Here is a 20,098-nt window from a genome sequence, read left to right as displayed (position 1 = left end):
ATCGTGTTCATCGTCACCCTGGGCCGGAAACATCGGCCACGGATTATGTGGCGTGGAGCACACTCTCGGTGGCGGGCGGTAGGCTTAGCCCGGATCTTGATCGACGAGTGCGGCCGGTCCCTGCTACCGGTCGCCGGGGAGGTGCCGCGTGCCGGCTCGTAAATACGGTCCGTCGGCGCCCGCGGTCGACCATACCGTCCGGGCCCTGGCCGAGATCGACGGGGATCTGTCTGGGCAGACACATGATCACGTGGCCTTCGTCGACCTCGAGCTGACCGAGGTGCCGACCACGGGCGCGGTGCTGGACTCGTGTACCTTCCGCGGGGTCCGCTTCAACGCATCGAGTTATTCGGATACCGCTTTCATCAACTGCGTCTTCGTCCGGTGCTCCTTCTTCGACACGAGCTTCGACGCGTGCAAGTTCACCGGCAGCCTGTTCGACGGATGCACGTACGACCTCATGAAGGTCGGCGGCGGGGATTGGTCCTTTGTCGGTCTGTCGCGGGCAAAACTGAGCCGCGCGTCCTTCGTCGGAGTCCGGATGCGGGAGGCCGACCTGACCGGCTCGCGCTGCGACGGTGCGACGCTGCGTGACGACGATCTTTCCGGTGCGCTGTGGGACGGCGCCGACCTGTCCGGCGCCGACCTGCGCGGCAGCGACCTGTCCGCGCTGGATCCGCTGGCCGTCACGCTGCGGGGTGCCCGCATCGACTCCTGGCAGGCCATCATCATCGCGACTGCGCTCGGCCTCACGGTCGACTGACCGAAGCGTCGCTCACAGCGCCCAGCTGCGAGCCGTCGGCGCAGATCGGCGCAGATCGGCGCAGGTCAGTGGCCCGTCATGTGGTTGCCGCCACCCCCGCGGGCATTACTCACCATGCCGGTCATGCGCGTGGGGAAGGCGGCGGCGGATGGATCTCGATCCGTTGATCACGCTTGCCGGGTTCGTCGTCGGCGTCGTCGTCGGGATGACCGGCATGGGCGGCGGTGCGCTGATGACGCCGCTGCTGGTGCTGCTGTTCGGCGTCCAGCCGCTCGCCGCCGTGTCCAGCGATCTGGTCGCCTCGGCGGTGATGAAGCCGGTCGGTGCCACCGTCCACCTGCGCCGCGGCACGGTCCACCGGGGCCTGGTCGGCTGGCTGTGCCTGGGTTCGGTGCCGGCCGGCTTCAGCGGCGTGCTGATCCTGCGGGCGCTCGGTGACGGGGACGCCGTCCAGGAGCGAATCAAGGTCATCATGGGGGCGCTGCTCGTCCTCGCGGCGGCGGGCATGCTGGCGAAGTCCCTGGTCGACCGCGGCCGACCGCCGGCGCCCGCAGGTGAGATCGACATTCGGCCACGCCCGCTGCCGACCGTCCTGGTCGGCGCCATCGGTGGGCTGGTCGTCGGGCTGACCTCGGTGGGCTCCGGCTCGCTCATCGTCGTGATGCTGCTCGGGCTTTACCCGCGCATCCGCTCCTCCCAGCTCGTCGGCACCGACCTCGCCCAGGCGGTGCCCCTGGTGGCCGCCGCCTCGCTGGGGCACCTGCTGTTCGGGGACTTCCAGCTCGGCCTGACCGGTTCGCTGCTGCTCGGCTCCCTGCCCGGGGTCTACCTGGGAGCGCGGATCTCCGCCGGTCCGGCGACCAGCCGGGTCATCCGACCCGCGCTCGTCGTCGTGGTCTCGTGCAGCGGCCTGAAACTGGTCGGTGTGCCGACCGCCTGGCTCGGCGGGGTCCTGCTCGCGTTACTCGGCGCGGTGGGGATCTCAGTCGCGCAGCGGGTCGTGGGCGAACGCCGCCATCCCCGCGGCGAAACCGACCCGCGCCCGGTAGCCGAGGAGCTCGGCGGCGCCGACCGATGAGGCGACGATGTGCCGCACGTCGCCGATCCGGTAGCTTCCGGTCACGACGGGTGGCGGGCCGTCGAGGGCGCTTGCCAACGCGCCCGCCATGTCCCCGACGGTGTGCGGCTCCCCGGAGCCGACGTTACGGGGGGTGAGCCGTCCAGGCAGGTCCGGGCCGCGCGCCGCCAGCAGGTTGGCGCTCGCGACGTCGTGGACGTGGACGAAGTCCCGCAACTGCCTGCCGTCCTCGAACACCAGCGGGGCCCGCCCCGCCGCCAGCGCGCTGCGAAAGATTGCCGCGACGCCCGCATACGGGGTGTCCCGTGGCATCCGCGGCCCGTAGACGTTGTGGTAGCGCAGGGCCATGACGGTGCCCCCGGTCGCGCCGGCCCAGGCGGCGGCCAGATGCTCCTGGGCCACCTTGGTCGCCGCGTAGACGTTGCGCGGATCGATCGGGGCGTCCTCGCGGACCGGGACGGACGCGAGCTGCCGGTGGCAGCGCGGGCACGGTGGCTCGAACCGCCCGGCATCCAGATCGGCGCGCACCCGCGGGCCGGGGCGCACCGCCCCATGCTCCGGGCAGCTGTATCCGCCCTCGCCGTAGACGACCATGGAGCTGGCCAGCACGAGACGGCCGATCCCGGCGCGGGCCATCGCGGCGAGCAGCACGGCCGTGCCGAGATCGTTGTTCGTGGCGTACAGCGGCAGGTCGTCGAGATCCACCCCCAGACCCACCATCGCGGCCTGGTGGCAGACCACGTCGATCCCGTCGAGTGCGGCGTCGACCTGGCCGCGGTCGGTGACGTCGCCGACGACGAGCTCGGCGCGGCCGTTCACCGCGGGCGCGACCCGGTGCACCGCCGGCAGCAGCGCGTCGAGGATCCTGACCTCGTCGCCGGCCGCGACCAGCGCGTCCACGACGTGGGAGCCGATGAAACCGGCGCCGCCGGTGACGAGAACCCGCATGTCACCGACGCTAGCCGCACCGGCCACCGCAGGATCTTACGAACTGGGGACGGTGGGGCGTCAGGACGTCGGGAGGGCGACGACGAAGCGGCACCCCCCCGCCTGGTTGTCCACGCTGACGGCGCCGCCGTGCGCCTCGATGATCCCGCGCACGATGGCCAGGCCGATGCCCGAGCGCATCCGCGGCTGACGCGGATCGTCGTCGCCACCCGGCGTCCGCGCGGGCTCACCACGGAAACCCAGGTCGAACACCCGGGGCAGGTCCTGCGGCGGGATGCCGCCGCAACGGTCCGCCACCGCGAACAGCGCCCGGTCGGCGACCATGGTGGCGGTGACCTCCACCGTTCCGTCGTCGGGGGTGTGCCGGATGGCGTTGACCAGAAGGTTCGTCAGGGCCCGCCCGACCTCGGCGGCATCGGCGTCGACGCAGCCGAGGTCGTCGGCCTCGCCGCGCACGACGACCCCGCGGGCCCGCGCGATCGGATCGACGGCGGCGACCGCGTCCGACACCACGTCGGCGACGCGTACCTTCGCGAGGCTCAGCCGCAGTGCCCCGGCCTGCAACCGGGCCAGCTCGAACAGATCGTCGACCATTGCGGTGAGCCGCTCCGCTTCGGTGAGCATCCGCCGGTGGTAGCGGTCGGTGGTCTCGGCGTCGGTGATCAGGCCGTCCTCGAACGCCTCGGCCATCGCCCGGATCCCCGCCAGTGGGGTCCGCAGGTCATGACTGATCCATGCGACGAGCTCCCGGCGGCTCGCCTCCAGGGCCCGTTCGCGTTGCAGCGACTCGACCAGCCGGGTGTTCGTGGCGTCCAGCGTGGCGGCGAGTGTGGCGAGCTCCGTCGTCGGGACGCGCCCGGCGCCGGAGTAGCCGGGTCCGCCGAGGGTCGCCGCCGCCCGGGTGAGGGCACTGGTCCCGGCCACGACCGGGCGCCCGACGCGCAGCGCGAACGCGGAGGCGACCACCGCCGAGACCACGACAATGATCATCACGAGTCGCAGGTCATGATCGGAGAGAAACATCATCCGTGCCGTGACGGCGACGCCCACGACGACCGCGACGATCGGCCACACGCACAGCGCCGCGGCCATCGCCCACAGCGGCCGGCGGCGCAGCGCGAGCAGCAGCGGCACGCCGCTGACGGCGGCGGCCGTCGAGCACCCCAGCGCGATCCCGGCGACCTCCAGCTCCGCGTTCATCGCACCCCCGCGCTCCGTCGCCCGCCATGGCTCACCCCGCCGTGGCTCACCCCGCCGTCGCCGGTGCGGCGTCGTAGCGGTACCCGACGCCCCACACGGTGACAAGCAGGCGGGGGGCGGTCGGATCGTCCTCGATCTTCTCCCGCAGCCGGCGGATGTGCACGGTCACCGTCGACGGGTCGCCGTAGGTCCATCCCCACACCTGCTCGAGCAGCTCGACCCGGGTGAAGGCGTGGCCGGGTCGGCGGAGCAGGAAGGCCAGCAGGTCGAACTCGCGGACGGTGAGGCCCAGGGGCACCCCGTGGCGGGTCGCGGTCCGCGCCGCCGGGTCGACGACCAGGACGCCGGCCCGCAGGACGCTGAGCTCCGGGGCGGCGGCGGACTCGGCCGCCCGCCGCAGCACCGAGCGCACCCGCAGGGTCAGCTCCCGTGGAGAGAACGGTTTGGTCACGTAGTCGTCGGCGCCGACCTCCAGGCCGGCGATACGGTCCGCCTCGTCAGCCCGCGCGGTCAGCATGATCACCGGGACGGGCCGATGGGCCGTGAGCCGGCGGAAGACCTCGATGCCGTCGATGCCGGGCAGCATCAGGTCGAGGACGACGAGGTCGGGCGGGCAGGCCTCGGCCGTGCGCAGGGCGGCCGGGCCGTCCGCGGCGCGGTCGACGTCGAAGCCGGCGTGGCGCAGGTAGCGGTCGACGACCTCGGCGACGAGGGAATCGTCATCGACGACGAGGACGCGGGCCATGCGGCCACCATAGGCAGGTCCGCCCTGACCCGCGTCGCTCGGCCCGAACGTTCCCCGCTTCGTAATGTCACCCGGACCGCTGGGGGTCGGGACACCCCGGCACAGTGCCGGACCGGCCGCCGTCGGCACCGCGCCGATTGCCGTCACCTCACCGAAGCGCCAGGTCGGCAGGCCGCGGCCCGCCGAGTCCATTCCTCGTTCCGTAAGGATCGATCATGGTCGGCTGACGTTACAGTCCCGATCATGTTCACGGAAAGTGACGGCAGCCGGACGTCGGTCGACGTCGTCCTACCCTGCCTGAACGAGGCCGGGGCGCTGCCCTGGGTGCTCGACCGGATCCCGGCCGGCTACCGGGCGATCGTCGCCGACAACGGGTCGCGCGACGGATCCCCCGAGGTGGCCCGCGGCCGGGGGGCCACCGTCGTCGACGTGCCCGAGCGTGGCTACGGGGCGGCCGTGCACGCCGGGCTGCTCGCCGCGGACGCCGACGTCGTCTGCGTGTGCGACGCCGACGCCTCCCTCGATCCGGCGCGCCTGCCCGACCTCGTCGCCCTGCTCGCCGCCGACCTGGTCGACCCGACGGCCGGCCGGGCCGACCTGGTTCTCGGCCGGCGCCGCCCGACCTCGCTGCGGGCCTGGCCACCGCCCGCCCGGCTCGGCAACGCCGCCGTCGTTCACCGCCTGCGCCGCCGCGGCGTCCCGGTGCGCGACCTGGGGCCGATGCGGGTCGCCCGGCGAGGCGACCTGCTCGGCCTGTCGATCGCGGACCGCCGCTTCGGCTACCCACTGGAGCTGCTGCTACGCGCCGCCCAGGCGGGCTGGCGCATCGTCGAGACGGACGTCGCCTACACCCCCCGGATCGGTCGATCCAAGGTCACCGGCACGCCGCTCGGCGCCGCCCGGGCCGCCCGGGACATGTCCGCGCTGCTGGGGAGCATCCGGTGAGGCTGCTCGTGATGGCGAAGGAGCCGGTGCCCGGCCGGGTGAAGACCCGGCTCACCCCGCCGCTGCGCCCGGAACAGGCCGCTGCCGTCGCGGCGGCGGCGCTCGCCGACACGCTCGCCGCCGTCGCGGCGGTGGCCGCCCGGCCCGAGTTCGCCGACCTGCGTCCCGTGCTCGTCCTCGACGGGACGCCGGGGCCCTGGCTGCCGGCCGTCGGCGGCTGGCCCACCCTGGCGGTGGCGCCGCAGGCACCCGGCCCCTTCGACGCACGCCTCGCCGCGGCCTTCGACGTCGCCCACGACGCCGGCGACTCCCCGGGCGGTGCGGAGCCCGCGCCGGCGCTGCTCATCGGCATGGACACCCCGCAGCTCAGCGCCGACCTGCTCGCCGCCGCCTGCAACGCGTTGCGCTGCACGGACGCGGTGTTCGGGCCCGCGGCGGATGGTGGCTGGTGGGCGTTGGGGATAGCCCGACCGGACGGCGCACTGCTGCGCGGCGTCCCCACCTCACGCCCGGACACCGGCGCCCGCCAGTGGGCCCGGCTCGCCGACGCAGGCCTCGCGGTGACGGGCCTGCCGACGCTGCGCGACGTCGACACCATCGCCGACGCCGAGGCGGTCGCCCGGCTCGTCCCCGGCAGCCGGTTCGCCGCCGCGTTGCGTTCTGCCGGGGACCGCCAGCACGTTCCCGGGGCCTGCCCGACCACGGCATGGTGACCGCGGCATGCTGACCTCCTCGGCGGGCGGTGGGTGGGAGCCCACGGACATCTACGAGGCGGGACTGCGCTCCGCCACCGGCGGACTGTGGGCACACCATCCGGATGGGCGACGTATCCCACTGCCCGTGGATCGCTGGCGGGGCATGCCCGCGCCGGCGGGCGGACTCGGCGGTGGGACCGGAAGTGGGATGTCGTCGGATCGAGCTCGCACCGTGCTGAGCGCCGGGGATCTGTCCCTGCTGGGGCACTGCGCCGGCCCGACGCTCGACGTGGGCTGCGGCCCGGGGCGGCTGGTGGCGGCACTCGCCGCCCGTGGGATCCCGGCGCTCGGCATCGATGTCGCGCCACTGGCCGTGCGGCTGACCCGGCAGGCCGGCGCGGTCGCGCTGCTCCGTGACGTGTTCGGCCGGGTGCCGGCTGAGGGTCGCTGGGCGGCGCTGCTGCTGGCCGACGGCAACATCGGCATCGGCGGCGATCCGGTCCGGCTGCTGCGCCGAGCTCGGCAGCTGCTCGCCCCGACCGGGCATGCGCTCATCGAGGTCGATCCGCCCGGCGCGCCCGCCGGACCGGTCCGGCTCCGGCTGGAGGACGGCGCCGGCCGCGTCTCGAAGCCGTTCGCCTGGTGCCTGGTCGGGGTCGACCAGCTCGCCGCCATGGCTCCGGTCGCCGGGCTGCTCGTGGCCCGGTCCTGGCAGAGCACGGGGCGCCACTTCGTCGCCCTTCGTCACGACCAGCCATCTGAGACTTCCGGAGGGGGCTGACGCCGTCAGGTGTCAGGGGAATCCGGTACGGACCCGTACTGGTTGGATCGGCAGCGCTGGTCTGGCCAGAGGCATGTTCCATCGGGTGACGGTCGGCGTGGGTGGCGCCTACGACCTTGGCTACCACGTCGTGTGGTGCTCGAAGTACCGCCCGTCCCGTCCGGACCGGACCGGGACCGCCCTGACGCGCTCATCCGGGACCGGTGCGACGAGCCCGGACGGCCCGGCCGATCATGAGGAGCGCGGCGCCGGCCCAGACCGCGCCGAGGACGATGGCCAGGTTGCGGCCGTAGGGCAGCGGGTTCACCGACGGGTTGTCCACGGACCCGCCGTACCCGCGCCAAAGCGGCAGGGACATCAGCGCCACCGCTCCGCTGACGATCAGCGCCCCCTGGACGACGGCTCGGTACGGCGCCCGGACAAGGCGGCTCAGCGTGAAACCCGCGAGCATCGTCGCGGGCACGAGCAGCACGTCGTGGACGACGATCCCGCCGATCAGCCAGGCGGCGGCGTTCGACGGGCGCGTCGCCCGGGGCATCGTCAGCAGGCCGTCGACGCCATAGCCCAGTGCCGCGAGGCCCGCCGCCACCAGCACGACCCGCAGGGCGAACCCGCCGACGCTCAGCCCGGCCCCGGCCGGGGCCGGGGCGTCGGCGTCGGCCCTGGCCCCGGTGTCGCCGTCGCCGTCGCCGCTCACAGCAGCACCACCCGGTGCACCCACTTCGTCTGCAGGACGCCGGGCCGGTCGGGTGCGATGAGCCGGGCCGGGTAGCCGTGGTCCAGCTCGAGGTCGGCGCCGTTGAGGCCGGTGGCCAGCAGGGTCAACGGATCCCGGGCGTGCGCGGGGCGCACCTCGCTGGCTCGGTAGCCGCCGTGGGCCTCCAGCGATTCGACCCGGATGGTCGCGTCGACGGGGATGAGCGCGGCGTCGAGCAGGTCGCGTAGCCGCGGACCGTGCCAGGTCGCGTCCGCCGACCAGCCTTCGACGCAGGTGATCGGCAGCCGCACGGTGTGGCTGGGAAGTGCGTGCAGCTGCGCGAGGTCGTAGCCGACCCGGCGGGTGCCGACCACCTCCAGGCGGTACCCGGGATCGCGGGCCGCGACGGCTACCCGGGCGGCTCGTGCGGTCCGGTTCACCGGTAGCCCCTGCGGACCGAGGTCGGGCCGGCGGGGGGCGAGCAGGTCGAGCGGCGCCAGCGCGGGAACCGCCTGGCCGGCCGTCGTCGCAACGATGACGGCCGCCGCGGTGCCGGTCGCCACCGCCAGCCCACGGCGGGTGAGGCCGCCGGTCGGCGGCGCACCGTCTCGTCCGTTCCCGAGGTTCCCCTGGTCCTCGAGGTCCTGCTCAGCCCCGCCGGCCCCCTCGCGCCGACGGTCCCCCTCGCGCCGGAGGTTCCCCTCGCGCCCGCCGGCCGTCCTTTCCGGTGCCGCCGACACGGCTGTCCCGGGGATGCGTGCGTGGCGTTTCCGGCCCACGTTCGCGCGTACGGTCGTCAGTTTTGCCGCTATATGTACGACCAGCGCGCCGATGGTGATCTAGGCGACCCAGTAATGGGTCACAGTGAAGAAGAAGTGGAACCGATACCACTGCGCGATGTTGGCGATTCCGGTCGCGAGCTGGAAGATCGATCCGGCGATCAGTGGCACGAGCGTGAGCCGTTCCAGGGCGTGCGTGACTGACCGTACCGGCGGCCGTTCCCACAGCCGTGGATACACCGTCCACAGCTTCACCAGCAGCAGCGGGACGCTGGCGAGACCGGTCGTGACGTGCAGGCCCTGCGTCACCCGGTACAGCCAGACCGGCCGGGACGGCCAGGACAGCCAGTTCGGTGGATGCTGCATAAAGTGCGACACGAGTCCGGTCAGGAAACACGTTCCGAAGGTGATTCCGAGCGCAATTCCCAACAGTGATGCCACCCGCTGATCGTGCAACGTGCTCGGGAACGCCCCGGCCCACGGCGGGCCGCGGCGCACCGCCGCCGGCGGATCCGGCAGCCGCCCGGAAAGCATGCGGGCCATGCGGAGCGCACCGGCCGGCCGGCCGGTGCGGAGCACCCGAGGAAACTGTCGCACGAGACGCACCGTAGGTCGTCACGACCGAGAGGGCGCCGGATCCAGGTATTACGGAACGAGGAAACCAAGGGGTGGCACCCGGGCGTCACGCCGCTCGCCTGCGAGGCTCGGGGCATGCCGCCCGCCGCCGTGCCGCGAAGCCGTCCGGACCGTGCTGTCGTCGGCGCGGGCATCGGGCTGGCGGGGGTGCTCGCCACACAGGTCGCCGTCCGTGCGGTGCCCGGCTACCTGCCCGGCCGGGCAGGTGTGCTGCCCGGGGTGCTGCTGTGGTGGGTTCTCGGGGCCGCGACGGCGGCGCTTCTGGTGCGCTCGGCGAACCGGCGGGCGGCCGCCGGCCTGCTGCTGGCCGGGATCCTCGCCGTGCACACGGTCGCGGCGACCGGTCCGCCCCAGCTCTCCGACGACCTGTATCGCTACGCCTGGGACGGCCGGGTGCAGGCCGCTGGTGTCGACCCCTACCGCTACGGCCCGCTGGACCCGCACGTGGCGGGGCTGCGCGACCAGTGGCTGTTCCCCGATGCTGCCGGCTGCGCGGCGATCGAGCGCGGCCCGCACTGCATCCGCCTCAACTACCCGCGCGCGCACACCATCTACCCGCCGGTGGCGCAGGCGTACTTCACGGCCGTGCACTACCTGCCCGGCCCGCCGCGTGAGCACAAGCTCCAGCTCTACGGTTCGCTGCTGTCGCTGGCGTTGACCGGCCTGCTGATGCGGATGCTCATCGCCCGCGGTCGCGACCCCCGGTACGCGGCGTTCTACGCGCTGTCGCCGCTGGCCGGTCTGGAGATCGGTTCGGACGCCCACGTCGACGTCCTCGGTGCCCTGCTCGCGCTGGCCGGCCTCGCCGTCCTCACCCGCCGTCGCCTCCACCCGCCGCCGGTGCCGCCGGGGTGGCCCGAGTCGCCATCCTCGCCGGGGGCGCAGTCGCCGACTTCGTCGGAGTCCGTGTCGCCGTCACGACGGCGTGCGGCGGCGGCCGGGGCGCTGTTCGGTGCCGCGGTTGCGGTGAAGCTGTATCCGGCGTTGCTGCTGCCGGCCGCGGCCCGGCGCCGCCCGGTCACGCTGGTCGGTGCCGCGCTGGGGGTCGTCGGGCTGGCGTACCTGCCGCACCTGCTCGCCGTCGGCACCGGCGTGCTCGGCTTCCTCCCGCAGTATCTTGACGCCGAGGGCTACGGCCAGGGTGCGCGCTTCCTGCTGCTCGTCGGCGTGCTGCACCTCGGCGGGTCGGTGGCGAAGGCGGTCGCGGTGGCCGTACTCGCGGCGGTGACGGTGGCCGTGTGGCGTACCGATCCCGACCGGGTGCCGCCCGAACGGGCCGCGCTGTGGATGGTGGGCGCGGCGTTCCTCGTCGCCACGCCGGTGCAGCCCTGGTACGGCGTGCTCCTCGCGGCGCTCGCCGTCGTCGCCGGGCGGCTGGAGTGGCTGGCCGTGGCCGCAGCCGCCTACCCCGTCTACGTCTCGCTGTTCACCGACCTGCCCGGCGACGCCTGGACCCTGCGGGTGGCCTCCTACGCGGTCGCCGCCGCCGTCGTCCTTGCCGTGACCGGCCTGCGCCGTCGGTACGCCGTCCCCGACTCGTTCGCGAACCGCGACGGTGACCGAGGGCGCCCCGCGCTGCCGCTGGATTCTGGAGTGCCAGTTCCAGAGAGGTAGGGTTCGTCGATGGCCTCACCCGTCCCGGACGCCGCCGGCGCGGGCGGTGAGGATGGTCGGCGGCTGACCCGGAAGGGCCAGGCCACCCGGGCGCGGATCGTCGCGGCGGCCGCCGGGCTGATGTACGCCCGCGGCGTCGCCGGCACCAGCACCGAGGATGTCCGCGTCGCCGCCTCGGTGAGCAGCTCGCAGCTCTACCACTACTTCGCGGACAAGAACGCGCTGGTCCGCGCCGTTGTCGCCTACCAGACCGAGGCCGTGCTGAGCTTCCAGCAGCCGCAGTTCAGCCGCCTGGACAGCCTGGCGGGGCTGGCGGCCTGGGCGGACACGCTTGTCGATCTCCACCTGCGCCTGCGCGGCGGCTGCCCGTTGGGGTCGCTCGCCAGCGAGCTCGCCGACGCCGATCCGGTCGCGCGCGAGGCCCTGGTGGCGGCGTTCGCCCGCTGGGAGGCGGCCATCCGCGACGGGCTCGCGGCCATGCGCGCCCGCGGGGAGCTGCGCGGCGAGGCGGACCCGGACCGACTCGCCGTCACCCTGCTCGCCGCTGTACAGGGCGGACTGTTGCTCGCCCAGACCCGCCGCGAGGTGGCGCCGCTGCGGATCGCCCTCGACACCGTCCTCGACCACATCCGCTCGCTCGTTTCCGACGCGGTCCGTCCGTATCCGGTCGGGTCGGCCTCGGCGGTGGTGACCTCCGGCGTCCCAGTACGGGTCGAACGGCACTGACCTGGGCGTTGTTCATGCCGGACGCTGGAAGCAGCCAACAGCTGAACACGACTGCGCATTGGCGCGCAGGGCGGAGGAGGAGCAATGGCCGGTGTGCGGTTTCCCCGTCACAAGCCCGTCACGGTGTCCCGCGAGATGACCATCGTCGAGGCGGCCCGGCGGATGGACGTGCAGGGGGTGGGATCACTACTGGTCATGGACGGCGAGGACCTGGTCGGGATCGTCACCGACCGGGATCTGGCGCTGCGGTCGCTGCGGCGGCGCATCCCCTTCGACGGCCGGATCGAGGCCGTGATGACCCGCGGCGTCGTCACCCTGGATGTGGATGCCGACCCCGCCGACGTGGTCCGGATGTTCCGCGAGCACACCGTCCGGCGGCTTCCGGTCACCGACAACGGCCGGGTGGTCGGCCTGATCGCGCTCGATGACGTCGTCGCGGCCCCGGCGTCGGCCGCGGTGCTGGCCGGCCGGGTCGCCGGGGCCGGCGCGCCCGCCGGATCAGCCCCCGCCGATCTGCGGCCCCGGGCCGAACTCGCGGACCTGCCGGGGCTGGCGGATCTCGCCGCCGCGGTGGCCGCCGAGATCCCGCGTTCCTCCCACGAGGGCGGGCTGCCTGGCCCGAAGACCGTCACCTGGCTGCCCGAGCCCCGCCTCGGCCGCTGGCGCGCGTCCGTCGGCGACCGGCTGGTCGTGTCGCCGCCGAACCCCGGGCCACCGTGCGGCGGCGAGATCCTGGAGGTCCATTCGCCCGCCGGCGACCCGCCCTACCTCGTCCGGTGGGGCGATGGAGGTCATGCCACCTTCGTCTACCCGGGTCCGGACGCCGAGGTCCAGCACCTGCGGGGCGGCGCCGGCCCGGTGGCCCCCGTCTGACCGCCGCGTTCGTCGGCGGGCATACGGGGTGAGCGCACCTGTGGGTGTGGTGACGGGAGGTTGATCCGAGGCTGGAGCTGTCCGTTCTGCGTAGTGGTCGGTGCCCGACGTGGTGATGAACGTCTCGATGGTGGACAATCCACTCACGTTGGGTCGCCGGCTGGACCGCGCAGGGGATGGGTGGATCATGGATGAAGTGCCCGGGTGGGCCGCGGGCGTCGATATCGACCGGCCGAGCGCCGCGCGGATGTACGACTACGCACTCGGTGGGTCGCACAACTTCGCCGCCGACCGGGAGGCGACCCAGGCGGTGATCGCGGCCTTCCCGGACGGGCCGCTGGTGGCGCGGTCGAACCGGCTGTTCCTGCACCGGGCGGTCCGCTTCCTCGCCGCCGAGGCGGGGATCACCCAGTTCCTCGACCTCGGCTCGGGTGTGCCGACCGTCGGCAACGTGCACGAGATCGCCCAGGGGATCAACCCGCGGGTGCGGGTCGTCTACGTGGACATCGACCCGGTGGCCGTCGCCCACTCCAGGATACTGCTCGCCGACAATCCGCAGGCGGCAGTGCTGCAGGCGGACGTCCGGGAGCCGGCCTGCATCCTCAGGTCGAACGAGGTCGCCGAGCTGCTCGACCTCTCCCAGCCCATCGCGGTGCTGATGGTCACCGTGCTGCACTTCGTCGCCGACGGCGACGATCCGGCCGGGATCATCAAGGCCTTCCGGGCGGCCACGGTGCCCGGCAGCTACCTGGCGATCTCCCACGTCACCGCCGACGAGCGGGCCGAGCAGGTGCACGGCGCGGGCAAGGTATACGAGTCGACGTCGACCGGGGTCACCCCGCGAACCCGGACCGTGATCGCCGACCTGCTCGCCGGCTACGATCTGGTCGAACCGGGGCTGGTCTACCTGCCCTCCTGGCGGCCGGACGAGGAACACGGCGGCCTCGACCCACTGGCCGCCGACCCAAGCCGGGCGGTGGCACTGGCCGGGGTGGGCCGCCGGTAGGTCCCCGCCGGAGTCCATCGGTGTCGGTACCGGGACCGCCGGGCGCTGCGCGCGGCCGCGGTGGGGTTCCGTGAGGAGTGGCGTGGAGAAGTTCCTGTCCCCGGCTGCCCGCAGGCGCGGGGTGGCGTGCTTCGCGCAGGTCTGGGCCGGTGCCATCGTCGGCGCGAGCTACCCGGCGACCGACCTGGTCGACGTCGAGGAGCGGTTGCTCGGCCTGACCGAACGGCTCGTCGACGCCCTGTTCTCAGAGCCGTTCGCGGAGGAGTCGGCGGCCGCGGTCGGGGCCGCCGTCGCCGAGCACACCTTCGCCGCCGCGGACGCACTGGCCGCCACGATCCGCGTCTGCGGGGCGCGGCTGCTCGCCGAGCTGCGTCTCGACGCAGACGACGAGCTCACCGGCCGCGTCGCCGCCCTACAGGGAGCCCTGGCCCAGGGCTACACCCGTGCCCTGCGGGAGCGGATCCTCGCCGGCCAGGACTCGATCCACCGCGCCGCCCACCAGGCCACCGACGCCCGGTTCCAGATGATCTTCGGTGGGGCCGCGATCGGGATCGTGTTCGCCGACGCCTCCGGGCGGATTTTCGACGCCAACGACGCCTTCCTGCGGATGCTCGGTCTCGCCCCACACCGGGTGCACGGCCGGGCGCTGCACGAGTTCGCCCATCCCGAGGACGCCGCCGGCCTGCGCGACGCCCACAACGCCCAGCGCGTCGCCGGACCGGTGCACCTGCGCACGGAGCTGCGCCTCGCCGGGCGCGGCGGCGTCACGGTGCGGGCCGAGCTGACCACGTCCTGCCTGCGCCGGGCCGACGGGCACGGCGAGGTCCAGCTTTCGATGATCCTGGACGTCACCGAGCGTCACCGGCTGCAGGGCCAGCTCCACCGCCAGGCCCGGCAGGACCCGCTGACCGGGCTGCCCAACCGGACGGTGCTCGTCGAACGGGTCACCGAGCTGATGGCAGCGGAGCCGGACCGGCGCCTCGGGTTGTGCTTCATCGACCTCGACGGGTTCAAGGCGGTCAACGACAGCCTCGGGCACGACGTCGGCGACCGGGTGCTCATCGCGGTCGCCGGGCGGCTCACCGGTGCGCTGGACGCGGGGCAGTTACTGGTCCGGATGGGCGGGGACGAGTTCGTCATCCTGCTCGCCGACACGACCGGCATCGACGACGTCACCGCCACCGCCCGCGCCGTGCTCGCGGCGCTGGCCGAACCCGTCCGGGTCGGTGGCCAGGCGCTGTCGATCGGCGCCAGCATGGGCCTCGTCGAGCGCCCCGTGGCCGACGGCGACCTCGCGGACCTGCTGCGCGCCGCGGACATCACCCTCTACCAGGCGAAGGACGCCGGCCGGGGGCGGTGGGCCGTCTTCGACGCGGAGCGCAACGCCCGCCAGGTGACCCGGCACACCCTGTCGACGATGCTGCCCGGCGCCGTCGAGCAGGACCAGTTCACCGTCGTCTACCAGCCGATCGTCACCCTCGGGGGGCGGTCCGGCGCCGGCTGGTCGGGCGGGGCGATGGCCGGGGTGGAGGCGCTGGTCCGCTGGCGGCATCCCCGGTTCGGGGTGCTCACGCCGGAGGCGTTCATCGGCCTGGCGGAGGAGACCGGCCAGATCGTTCCGCTGGGCCGCCGGGTGCTCGAGCTGGCCTGCCGGCAGGCGGCCGAGTGGCGCGAGCTGTGCCCGGACGGCGCGGGCGCACCCTACGTGAGTGTGAACCTCACCGCCCGCCAGACCCGCGAGGCCGACCTGGTCGACCAGGTCGCGCGGATCCTCGACGAGACGGGGCTGCCGGCGCGGATGCTCCAGCTCGAACTCACCGAGAGCGAGATGATGAGCACGGCCGACGAGCCGATGCGGGCCCTGGACGGCCTGGCCGCGATGGGGGTGCGGATCGCCATCGACGACTTCGGCACCGGTTACTCCAACCTCGCCTACCTGCGCCGGCTGCCGGTGCACACCCTGAAGCTCGCCGGACCGTTCGTCGATGACTTCGGTTCGGCCCGCTGGTACGACCCCGATGGCGAGAAGATCGTCCGGATGCTCGTCGAGCTCGCCCACTCGCTACGCCTGACGGTGACGGCCGAGGGCGTCGAGACCGCCGACCAGGCCGAGCGGCTGTGCCAGGTCGACTGCGACAGCGCCCAGGGCTACCTGTTCGCGCGGCCGCTGCCGCCCGGTGAGATCACCCGCCGGCTGCGCGCCGCCCCCGGCGTTGTTCCGCCCGGCGTCGAGTTGCCGGAGGGCGGGTACTCGGTGCCGCCACCACCCGTTCTGTCGCGCAAGTAGCTCGCCGGTAGGCGGTCTTGACTTGGCCTGAACCGCTCCAGCATCGTTTGCAACATTAAACGGCGTATTGCGGGCTCGGCGCCGACCAGACGGCCCGTCGGGGAGGGTCACATGCCACAGGACGCGGCGATGCTCGGCGAGCTGTCCCGGCATCCGGCGGACCGGCTGGCCGTGGTGATGGCCGACGGCAGCGCGCAGCGCACCTTCGGCGAGCTGGAACGGCACAGCCGCAAGGTTGCCCACCTGCTCGCCGGCTACGGTCTGCGCCACGGCGACCACGTGGCGATCCTGCTGCCGAACCGGCCCGAGTACTTCGAAGCCGCCTGGGGCGCGCAGCGCAGCGGCCTGTACTGGACGCCGGTCAACTGGCATCTCACCGCCGAGGAGACCGCCCACATCGTCGACGACTGCGGGGCGCGGGTGCTGTTCACCTCCGCCGAGCTGGCTCCGATCGTCAGGCGGGTCCGGGAGTCAGCCGCCGCGTTGGAACACATCGTCATGATCGATGCGGGGCCGGCGGACATCGCCGAGGGCATCGTCGACTACCGCGCCGCCCTCGCCGGCCAGCCGGACAGCGAACCCGCCGACCAGGCCGAGGGCATCTACATGTTCTACTCGTCGGGCACCACGGGCCGCCCCAAGGGCATCGAGCCGGCGCTGCCGCTCAACCCTTACGGCACCGGGCTGGCCATCGACCAGGCGATGGTCGGGTCGTTCGGCTTCGGCCCCGACAGCGTCTACCTGTGCCCAGCGCCGCTCTACCATGCGGCGCCCACAGGTTGGAGCACCGCGACCCAGCGCCTCGGCGGCACGGTCATCCTCATGGAGCGCTTCGACCCGATCGAGGCGCTGCGGGCGATCGAGCGCTACCGGGTCACCCACGTCCAGGTCGTGCCGACGATGTTCGTTCGTTTACTGAAGCTGCCCGCCGCGCAGCGCACCGCGTTCGACCTGTCCAGCCTGCACCTGGTCGTGCACGCCGCGGCGCCCTGCCCGCCCGAGGTCAAGCAGCAGGTGATCGACTGGCTCGGGCCGATCGTGTTCGAGTACTACGCCGGCAGTGAGGGCGGCGGCATGTGCGCGCTGACCTCCCAGGAGTGGCTTACCCACCGCGGCTCGGTGGGGCGGGCCGTCATCGGCGTCGTGCACATCGTCGGCGAGGACGGCGTGGAGTTGCCCGTCGGCGAGATCGGGCGGATCTTCTTCGAGAGCCCGACCCGGATGGAGTACCACAACGACCCGGAGAGGACCGCCGCCGCCTACGACGACCGCGGCTGGCTCACCCTCGGCGACCTCGGTCACCTCGACGCCGACGGCTACCTTTACCTCGCCGACCGCCGCACCGACCTGGTCATCTCCGGTGGGGTCAACATCTACCCCCAGGAGATCGAGAACGCGCTGATCCTGCACCCCGCCGTCGCCGACGTCGCGGTGATCGGCGTGCCGGACGCCGAGATGGGGCAGCGGCTGCTCGCCGTGGTCCAACTGGCCGCCGTGGCAGTCGCCGGGCCGGAGCTCGCCGCCGAACTGCAGGCGTTCGGCCGCGAGCGGCTCGCCGGCTTCAAGGTTCCGCGCACGGTCGAATTCGTCGAGGAGCTGCCGCGGCTGCCCACCGGCAAGCTGCAGCGCGTCCGGCTGCGCGAGCGTTACGCCGGCTGACGCCTGCTCAGTCGCGGTCGGCGCCCAGGCGCGCCCGGTTGCCGGCCATCACCTCGACCCGGCGCTGCTCGATCTCGGCGAACGCCGGCGGGGTCTCGGCCGTGCCGCGCGTCTCCGCGGCGCTCGCCGGGGCGGTGTAGGTGGCGATGCCCTCGGCGTAGACCTTCTTCAACCCGCGCGTCATCCGCGGATCGACCTCGCCCACGTTCGCCGCCACCGCCAGCGCCCGCTCACGCAGCTCCCCGTGCGGCACGACCTCGGTGACCAGCCCCATCCGCAGCGCCTCGGCGGCGTCGACGATGGCGCCGCTCAGCGACATCCGCCGGGCGTTGCCGATACCGACGAACAGCGGCAGGTGCGCGGTCATCCCGCCACCGGGCAGCACCCCGACGCGGACGTGGGTGTCGGCGAACACGGCGCGCTCGGAGGCGATGAGAAAGTCGCAGCCCAGGGCGAGCTCCAGGCCGCCGGTGAACGCCGCCCCGTTGACGGCACCGATGATCGGGGTCCGCATCCGCGCGACCTGGCCGACGCAGTTGGTGTCGGCGAACTGGTCGAAGTACTTCTTGCCGTCCCGCGCGGCCTCCTTGAGGTCGACGCCGGCGCAGAACGCCGGGTCCGCGCCGGTGAGGACGACCACGTGCACATCCGGGTTCTCATCCGCGGCGACTAACGCCGAATACAGTTCGGTGATGAGCCCGCCGCCGAGGGCGTTGCGGGCCTGCGGCCGGTTCATGGTGATCAGGCGCGTGGTGCCGAGCGTCTCGGCGATCAGTACATCACTCATCAACGGAGTATTTCCCAGCGCCGTCGGCGGCGCGACCCTTCCCATCCGCGCCGGTGGCTGCGAAAAGAGACGGCCGCGGCGGGACGTCGGGGAGTAGCGTCATCAGCATGGACCGTGGCGGTCGCCTGGTCGGCATCTACCTGACAGCCGGCCGCGGCGCACCGATGCGGGCCCGCTCCCGGGTGCGCGTGATCGAGGGGCGCGGCCTGGACGGTGACCGGTACGCGGCGGGCACCGGGACCTACTCCGCGCGCGCAGGCTCCGGGCGGGCGGTGACGCTGATCGCCCGGGAGGCGGTTCGTGCCGTCGCCGACGAGGGCCGGGTCCAGCTCGCCGAGCACGAGACCCGGCGGAACCTGGTGACCGAGGGGATCGACCTGCCGGACCTGATCGGCCGGACGTTCCGCATCGGAGACGTGGTGCTGTTCGGCGCGCGGCCGTGCCCGCCCTGCGGGTACCTCGAGCGCCTGCTCGACCGTCCGGGCGTCTGGCGGGCGCTCGCCGAGCGAGGCGGCCTGCGGGCGGACGTCGTGCTCGGCGGCACGCTCGAGCTCGGCGCCGCCGTCGCCGCGTTGCCCACGCCCTGAGCCGTCCGGACCCGTCGGCGGCGCCGGGGAGTTCGTGTCGGGCAGTCGGGGAAGCGACAAGATCGAAACCCACAGCGTCGTGTCCGTTGCGGAGCGAGACCGTAGGCTGAGGAGGTGTCGTCTTCGCGTGGTTCCGGCGCTTTGAGATCGCGGACTGTTCGGTCGTCTCACCGTCCGCGATCCGTGCGGCCTGTGCGGCCTGTGCGGCCGGCCGGGCGGGTTCGCGCGGGTGGGCTCATGCTCGGGCTTGCCGTCGGCTTCGGGGTGGTTGCGGCAGGCTGTTCCTCCGACGGGTCCGGCGCCTCCGCGGACGTGCGGATCACCGGCTGCGTGCGTGACCCCGACAACCATCGGGCAGTGGTCACGGGCGAGGTGAACAACGGGTCGTCCAAGCGGTCGAACTACGTGATCCAGGTCGACGTGAAGGCCAACGACAGCAAGATCGAAAGTGGGCTGGCCTCCCTGTTCAAGGTGGACTCGGGCGGCAGTAAGACGTTCACCATCCACCCGGTGGGCGCGGACGTCCCCAGCGACACCACGCTGACCTGCGTCGTCGCCCATGTCGGGCGGATCGCCGCCGAATAGTGCCGCACAGGCCCGCGGCGGCGCAGCCCGTCGGTGCCCGGCGGCCGGCAATCGCTTGTCTGCGCCCGACGTGACGGCATACACAGGGAACGGCGCTTCGACAGCGTCAGCAGCGAGCAGTCCCTGGCCCGGGTGATTCATGGAGGATGCCGATGTCCGACTCCGAGCGTGTGTCCGTCGTACGGCGGGTGCCGGCCGCCGCGAGCGAGATCTTCGCGCTCATCACGGACCCGCACGGCCATGTGCGCATCGACGGCTCCGGGATGCTCGTCGCCCCGGTCGACGCGAAGCGCCTCGAGCAGGTCGGTGACACCTTCGAGATGGACATGGATCGCGAGCCGCTCGGCGACGTTCCCCTCGGCCGCTACAAGGTGATCAACACGGTCACCAGGTTCAGCCGGGACGCGCAGCTCGAATGGGGCGTCGCGGGGGTCGGCATGCCGAACGTCGGCCACGTCTACGGCTACCTGCTCGACCCCGTCGACGCGACCACCACCGACGTGACGTCCTACTGCGACTGGAGCGGGTCGCCCGAGCGGTGGAAGGCCCGGATCACCTGGCCGGTGGTCCCGGTGGCGTCCCTGGAGAAGTCGCTGGAAAACCTGGCCCGGGTCGTCGTGACGCCGGCCGGCTGACCATCCGGTCCCGCGCCGTCGGAGCCGAATGGTCATGGCCGGCCGGCCGCGGTGGGCGGCCCTGGTGCGGGC

At 73.2% G+C, this 20,098-nt stretch carries 21 protein-coding genes and 1 pseudogene; 15 read left to right on the top strand and 7 right to left on the bottom strand.

The features are described 5' to 3' along the window. Positions 1-148: 148 nt before the first annotated feature. Complete coding sequence (locus NBZ83_RS12735; RefSeq protein ID WP_261567136.1) at positions 149-763, top strand: pentapeptide repeat-containing protein; 615 nt, start codon at positions 149-151, stop codon at positions 761-763. A gap of 148 nt (positions 764-911) precedes the next feature. After that, the gene (locus tag NBZ83_RS12730) at positions 912-1,841 is read left to right on the top strand and encodes a sulfite exporter TauE/SafE family protein (RefSeq protein WP_261567137.1); all 930 of its coding nucleotides are present in this window, start codon (positions 912-914) and stop codon (positions 1,839-1,841) included. On the opposite strand, the gene NBZ83_RS12725 is transcribed toward NBZ83_RS12730, so the two are convergent. From NBZ83_RS12725 to NBZ83_RS12715, 3 genes are read right to left on the bottom strand one after another with little or no spacing between them, the layout of a single operon-like run. Continuing rightward, on the bottom strand, positions 1,746-2,789 hold the full coding sequence (locus tag NBZ83_RS12725; RefSeq protein WP_261567165.1) for an NAD-dependent epimerase/dehydratase family protein: 1,044 nt from the start codon (positions 2,787-2,789) through the stop codon (positions 1,746-1,748). The two genes, NBZ83_RS12730 and NBZ83_RS12725, sit on opposite strands and share 96 nt — an antisense overlap. 60 nt (positions 2,790-2,849) lie before the next feature. After that, positions 2,850-3,989 carry a sensor histidine kinase gene (locus tag NBZ83_RS12720; RefSeq protein WP_261567138.1) on the bottom strand — a complete coding sequence of 380 codons (1,140 nt, stop codon included), beginning with the start codon at positions 3,987-3,989 and terminating at the stop codon, positions 2,850-2,852. Between the two features lie 46 nt (positions 3,990-4,035). Next, positions 4,036-4,926, bottom strand: a complete 891-nt coding sequence (locus tag NBZ83_RS12715; RefSeq protein WP_261567139.1) for a response regulator transcription factor — start codon at positions 4,924-4,926, stop codon at positions 4,036-4,038. Between the two features lie 51 nt (positions 4,927-4,977). On the opposite strand from NBZ83_RS12715, the gene NBZ83_RS12710 reads away from it, so the two are divergent. The 4 genes and pseudogenes from NBZ83_RS12710 to NBZ83_RS34325 all read left to right on the top strand — a co-directional run. Beyond that, positions 4,978-5,679 (top strand): glycosyltransferase family 2 protein, encoded by a 702-nt coding sequence (locus NBZ83_RS12710; RefSeq protein WP_261567140.1) that lies wholly within the window; start codon positions 4,978-4,980, stop codon positions 5,677-5,679. Further along, positions 5,676-6,392 (top strand): TIGR04282 family arsenosugar biosynthesis glycosyltransferase, encoded by a 717-nt coding sequence (locus tag NBZ83_RS12705; protein ID WP_261567141.1) that lies wholly within the window; start codon positions 5,676-5,678, stop codon positions 6,390-6,392. Before NBZ83_RS12710 ends, NBZ83_RS12705 begins: the two co-directional genes overlap by 4 nt. A 7-nt stretch (positions 6,393-6,399) precedes the next feature. Continuing rightward, positions 6,400-7,155: a methyltransferase domain-containing protein gene (locus NBZ83_RS12700; RefSeq protein WP_261567142.1), complete on the top strand. Its 756-nt coding sequence runs from the start codon at positions 6,400-6,402 to the stop codon at positions 7,153-7,155. 73 nt (positions 7,156-7,228) lie between these two features. Beyond that, positions 7,229-7,368 (top strand): annotated as a pseudogene (locus NBZ83_RS34325) (IS200/IS605 family transposase); the annotation flags it as partial. On the opposite strand, the gene NBZ83_RS12695 reads toward NBZ83_RS34325, so the two are convergent. The 3 genes from NBZ83_RS12695 to NBZ83_RS34545 form a co-directional block, all read right to left on the bottom strand. Then, positions 7,346-7,852, bottom strand: coding sequence for a hypothetical protein (locus NBZ83_RS12695; RefSeq protein WP_261575000.1), 507 nt, complete (start codon positions 7,850-7,852; stop codon positions 7,346-7,348). The pseudogene NBZ83_RS34325 and the gene NBZ83_RS12695 sit on opposite strands and share 23 nt — an antisense overlap. Then, positions 7,849-8,592 (bottom strand): molybdopterin-dependent oxidoreductase, encoded by a 744-nt coding sequence (locus NBZ83_RS34550; protein ID WP_498041051.1) that lies wholly within the window; start codon positions 8,590-8,592, stop codon positions 7,849-7,851. Before NBZ83_RS34550 ends, NBZ83_RS12695 begins: the two co-directional genes overlap by 4 nt. Before the next feature lie 99 nt (positions 8,593-8,691). Further along, on the bottom strand, positions 8,692-9,228 hold the full coding sequence (locus NBZ83_RS34545) for a hypothetical protein (RefSeq protein WP_498041050.1): 537 nt from the start codon (positions 9,226-9,228) through the stop codon (positions 8,692-8,694). A 114-nt stretch (positions 9,229-9,342) separates the two neighbouring features. Between NBZ83_RS34545 and NBZ83_RS12685 the strand changes: the two genes are divergently transcribed. From NBZ83_RS12685 to NBZ83_RS12660, 6 genes are all read left to right on the top strand, one after another. Continuing rightward, a complete protein-coding gene (locus tag NBZ83_RS12685; RefSeq protein ID WP_261567144.1) occupies positions 9,343-10,881 on the top strand; it encodes a glycosyltransferase 87 family protein in 1,539 nt (512 codons plus the stop codon). Positions 10,882-10,890: 9 nt separating this feature from the next. Then, complete coding sequence (locus tag NBZ83_RS12680; RefSeq protein ID WP_261567145.1) at positions 10,891-11,607, top strand: TetR/AcrR family transcriptional regulator; 717 nt, start codon at positions 10,891-10,893, stop codon at positions 11,605-11,607. A gap of 84 nt (positions 11,608-11,691) precedes the next feature. Continuing rightward, positions 11,692-12,480, top strand: a complete 789-nt coding sequence (locus NBZ83_RS12675) for a CBS domain-containing protein (protein WP_261567146.1) — start codon at positions 11,692-11,694, stop codon at positions 12,478-12,480. A gap of 187 nt (positions 12,481-12,667) precedes the next feature. Then, positions 12,668-13,486 carry an SAM-dependent methyltransferase gene (locus tag NBZ83_RS12670; protein WP_261567147.1) on the top strand — a complete coding sequence of 273 codons (819 nt, stop codon included), beginning with the start codon at positions 12,668-12,670 and terminating at the stop codon, positions 13,484-13,486. Between the two features lie 82 nt (positions 13,487-13,568). Next, complete coding sequence (locus tag NBZ83_RS12665; RefSeq protein ID WP_261574999.1) at positions 13,569-15,773, top strand: putative bifunctional diguanylate cyclase/phosphodiesterase; 2,205 nt, start codon at positions 13,569-13,571, stop codon at positions 15,771-15,773. Positions 15,774-15,884: 111 nt separating this feature from the next. After that, on the top strand, positions 15,885-17,432 hold the full coding sequence (locus tag NBZ83_RS12660) for an acyl-CoA synthetase (protein WP_261567149.1): 1,548 nt from the start codon (positions 15,885-15,887) through the stop codon (positions 17,430-17,432). 7 nt (positions 17,433-17,439) lie between these two features. Here the strand turns inward: NBZ83_RS12660 and NBZ83_RS12655 are convergent, their stop codons facing one another. Then, positions 17,440-18,219: an enoyl-CoA hydratase gene (locus NBZ83_RS12655; protein WP_261567150.1), complete on the bottom strand. Its 780-nt coding sequence runs from the start codon at positions 18,217-18,219 to the stop codon at positions 17,440-17,442. 107 nt (positions 18,220-18,326) lie between these two features. On the opposite strand from NBZ83_RS12655, the gene NBZ83_RS12650 reads away from it, so the two are divergent. From NBZ83_RS12650 to NBZ83_RS12640, 3 genes are all read left to right on the top strand, one after another. Then, positions 18,327-18,806, top strand: coding sequence for an MOSC domain-containing protein (locus NBZ83_RS12650; protein ID WP_261567151.1), 480 nt, complete (start codon positions 18,327-18,329; stop codon positions 18,804-18,806). Positions 18,807-19,043: 237 nt separating this feature from the next. Then, positions 19,044-19,391 (top strand): hypothetical protein, encoded by a 348-nt coding sequence (locus NBZ83_RS12645; RefSeq protein WP_261567152.1) that lies wholly within the window; start codon positions 19,044-19,046, stop codon positions 19,389-19,391. Between the two features lie 152 nt (positions 19,392-19,543). Continuing rightward, entirely contained in the window at positions 19,544-20,026 is a 483-nt protein-coding gene (locus NBZ83_RS12640; protein ID WP_261567153.1) for an SRPBCC family protein, read from the top strand. Positions 20,027-20,098 lie beyond the last annotated feature (72 nt).

It is taken from the genome of Frankia gtarii (assembly GCF_025403375.1).
Classification (GTDB): domain Bacteria; phylum Actinomycetota; class Actinomycetes; order Frankiales; family Frankiaceae; genus Frankia; species Frankia gtarii.
This window is presented reverse-complemented; position numbering and strand designations above follow the sequence as displayed.

Bases quoted from the DNA above. Each gene is read 5' to 3' on its own strand.
- NBZ83_RS12670 (WP_261567147.1), top strand. From the start codon at position 12,668: ATGGATGAAGTGCCCGGGTGGGCCGCGGGCGTCGATATCGACCGGCCG.
- NBZ83_RS12675 (WP_261567146.1), top strand. From the start codon at position 11,692: ATGGCCGGTGTGCGGTTTCCCCGTCACAAGCCCGTCACGGTGTCCCGC.
- NBZ83_RS12710 (WP_261567140.1), top strand. From the start codon at position 4,978: ATGTTCACGGAAAGTGACGGCAGCCGGACGTCGGTCGACGTCGTCCTA.
- NBZ83_RS12685 (WP_261567144.1), top strand. From the start codon at position 9,343: ATGCCGCCCGCCGCCGTGCCGCGAAGCCGTCCGGACCGTGCTGTCGTC.
- NBZ83_RS12660 (WP_261567149.1), top strand. From the start codon at position 15,885: ATGCCACAGGACGCGGCGATGCTCGGCGAGCTGTCCCGGCATCCGGCG.
- NBZ83_RS12640 (WP_261567153.1), top strand. From the start codon at position 19,544: ATGTCCGACTCCGAGCGTGTGTCCGTCGTACGGCGGGTGCCGGCCGCC.
- NBZ83_RS12650 (WP_261567151.1), top strand. From the start codon at position 18,327: ATGGACCGTGGCGGTCGCCTGGTCGGCATCTACCTGACAGCCGGCCGC.
- NBZ83_RS12645 (WP_261567152.1), top strand. From the start codon at position 19,044: ATGCTCGGGCTTGCCGTCGGCTTCGGGGTGGTTGCGGCAGGCTGTTCC.
- NBZ83_RS12730 (WP_261567137.1), top strand. From the start codon at position 912: ATGGATCTCGATCCGTTGATCACGCTTGCCGGGTTCGTCGTCGGCGTC.
- NBZ83_RS12700 (WP_261567142.1), top strand. From the start codon at position 6,400: ATGCTGACCTCCTCGGCGGGCGGTGGGTGGGAGCCCACGGACATCTAC.
- NBZ83_RS12680 (WP_261567145.1), top strand. From the start codon at position 10,891: ATGGCCTCACCCGTCCCGGACGCCGCCGGCGCGGGCGGTGAGGATGGT.
- NBZ83_RS12715 (WP_261567139.1), bottom strand. From the start codon at position 4,926: ATGGACTCGGCGGGCCGCGGCCTGCCGACCTGGCGCTTCGGTGAGGTG.
- NBZ83_RS12655 (WP_261567150.1), bottom strand. From the start codon at position 18,219: ATGAGTGATGTACTGATCGCCGAGACGCTCGGCACCACGCGCCTGATC.
- NBZ83_RS12720 (WP_261567138.1), bottom strand. From the start codon at position 3,989: ATGAACGCGGAGCTGGAGGTCGCCGGGATCGCGCTGGGGTGCTCGACG.
- NBZ83_RS12725 (WP_261567165.1), bottom strand. From the start codon at position 2,789: ATGCGGGTTCTCGTCACCGGCGGCGCCGGTTTCATCGGCTCCCACGTC.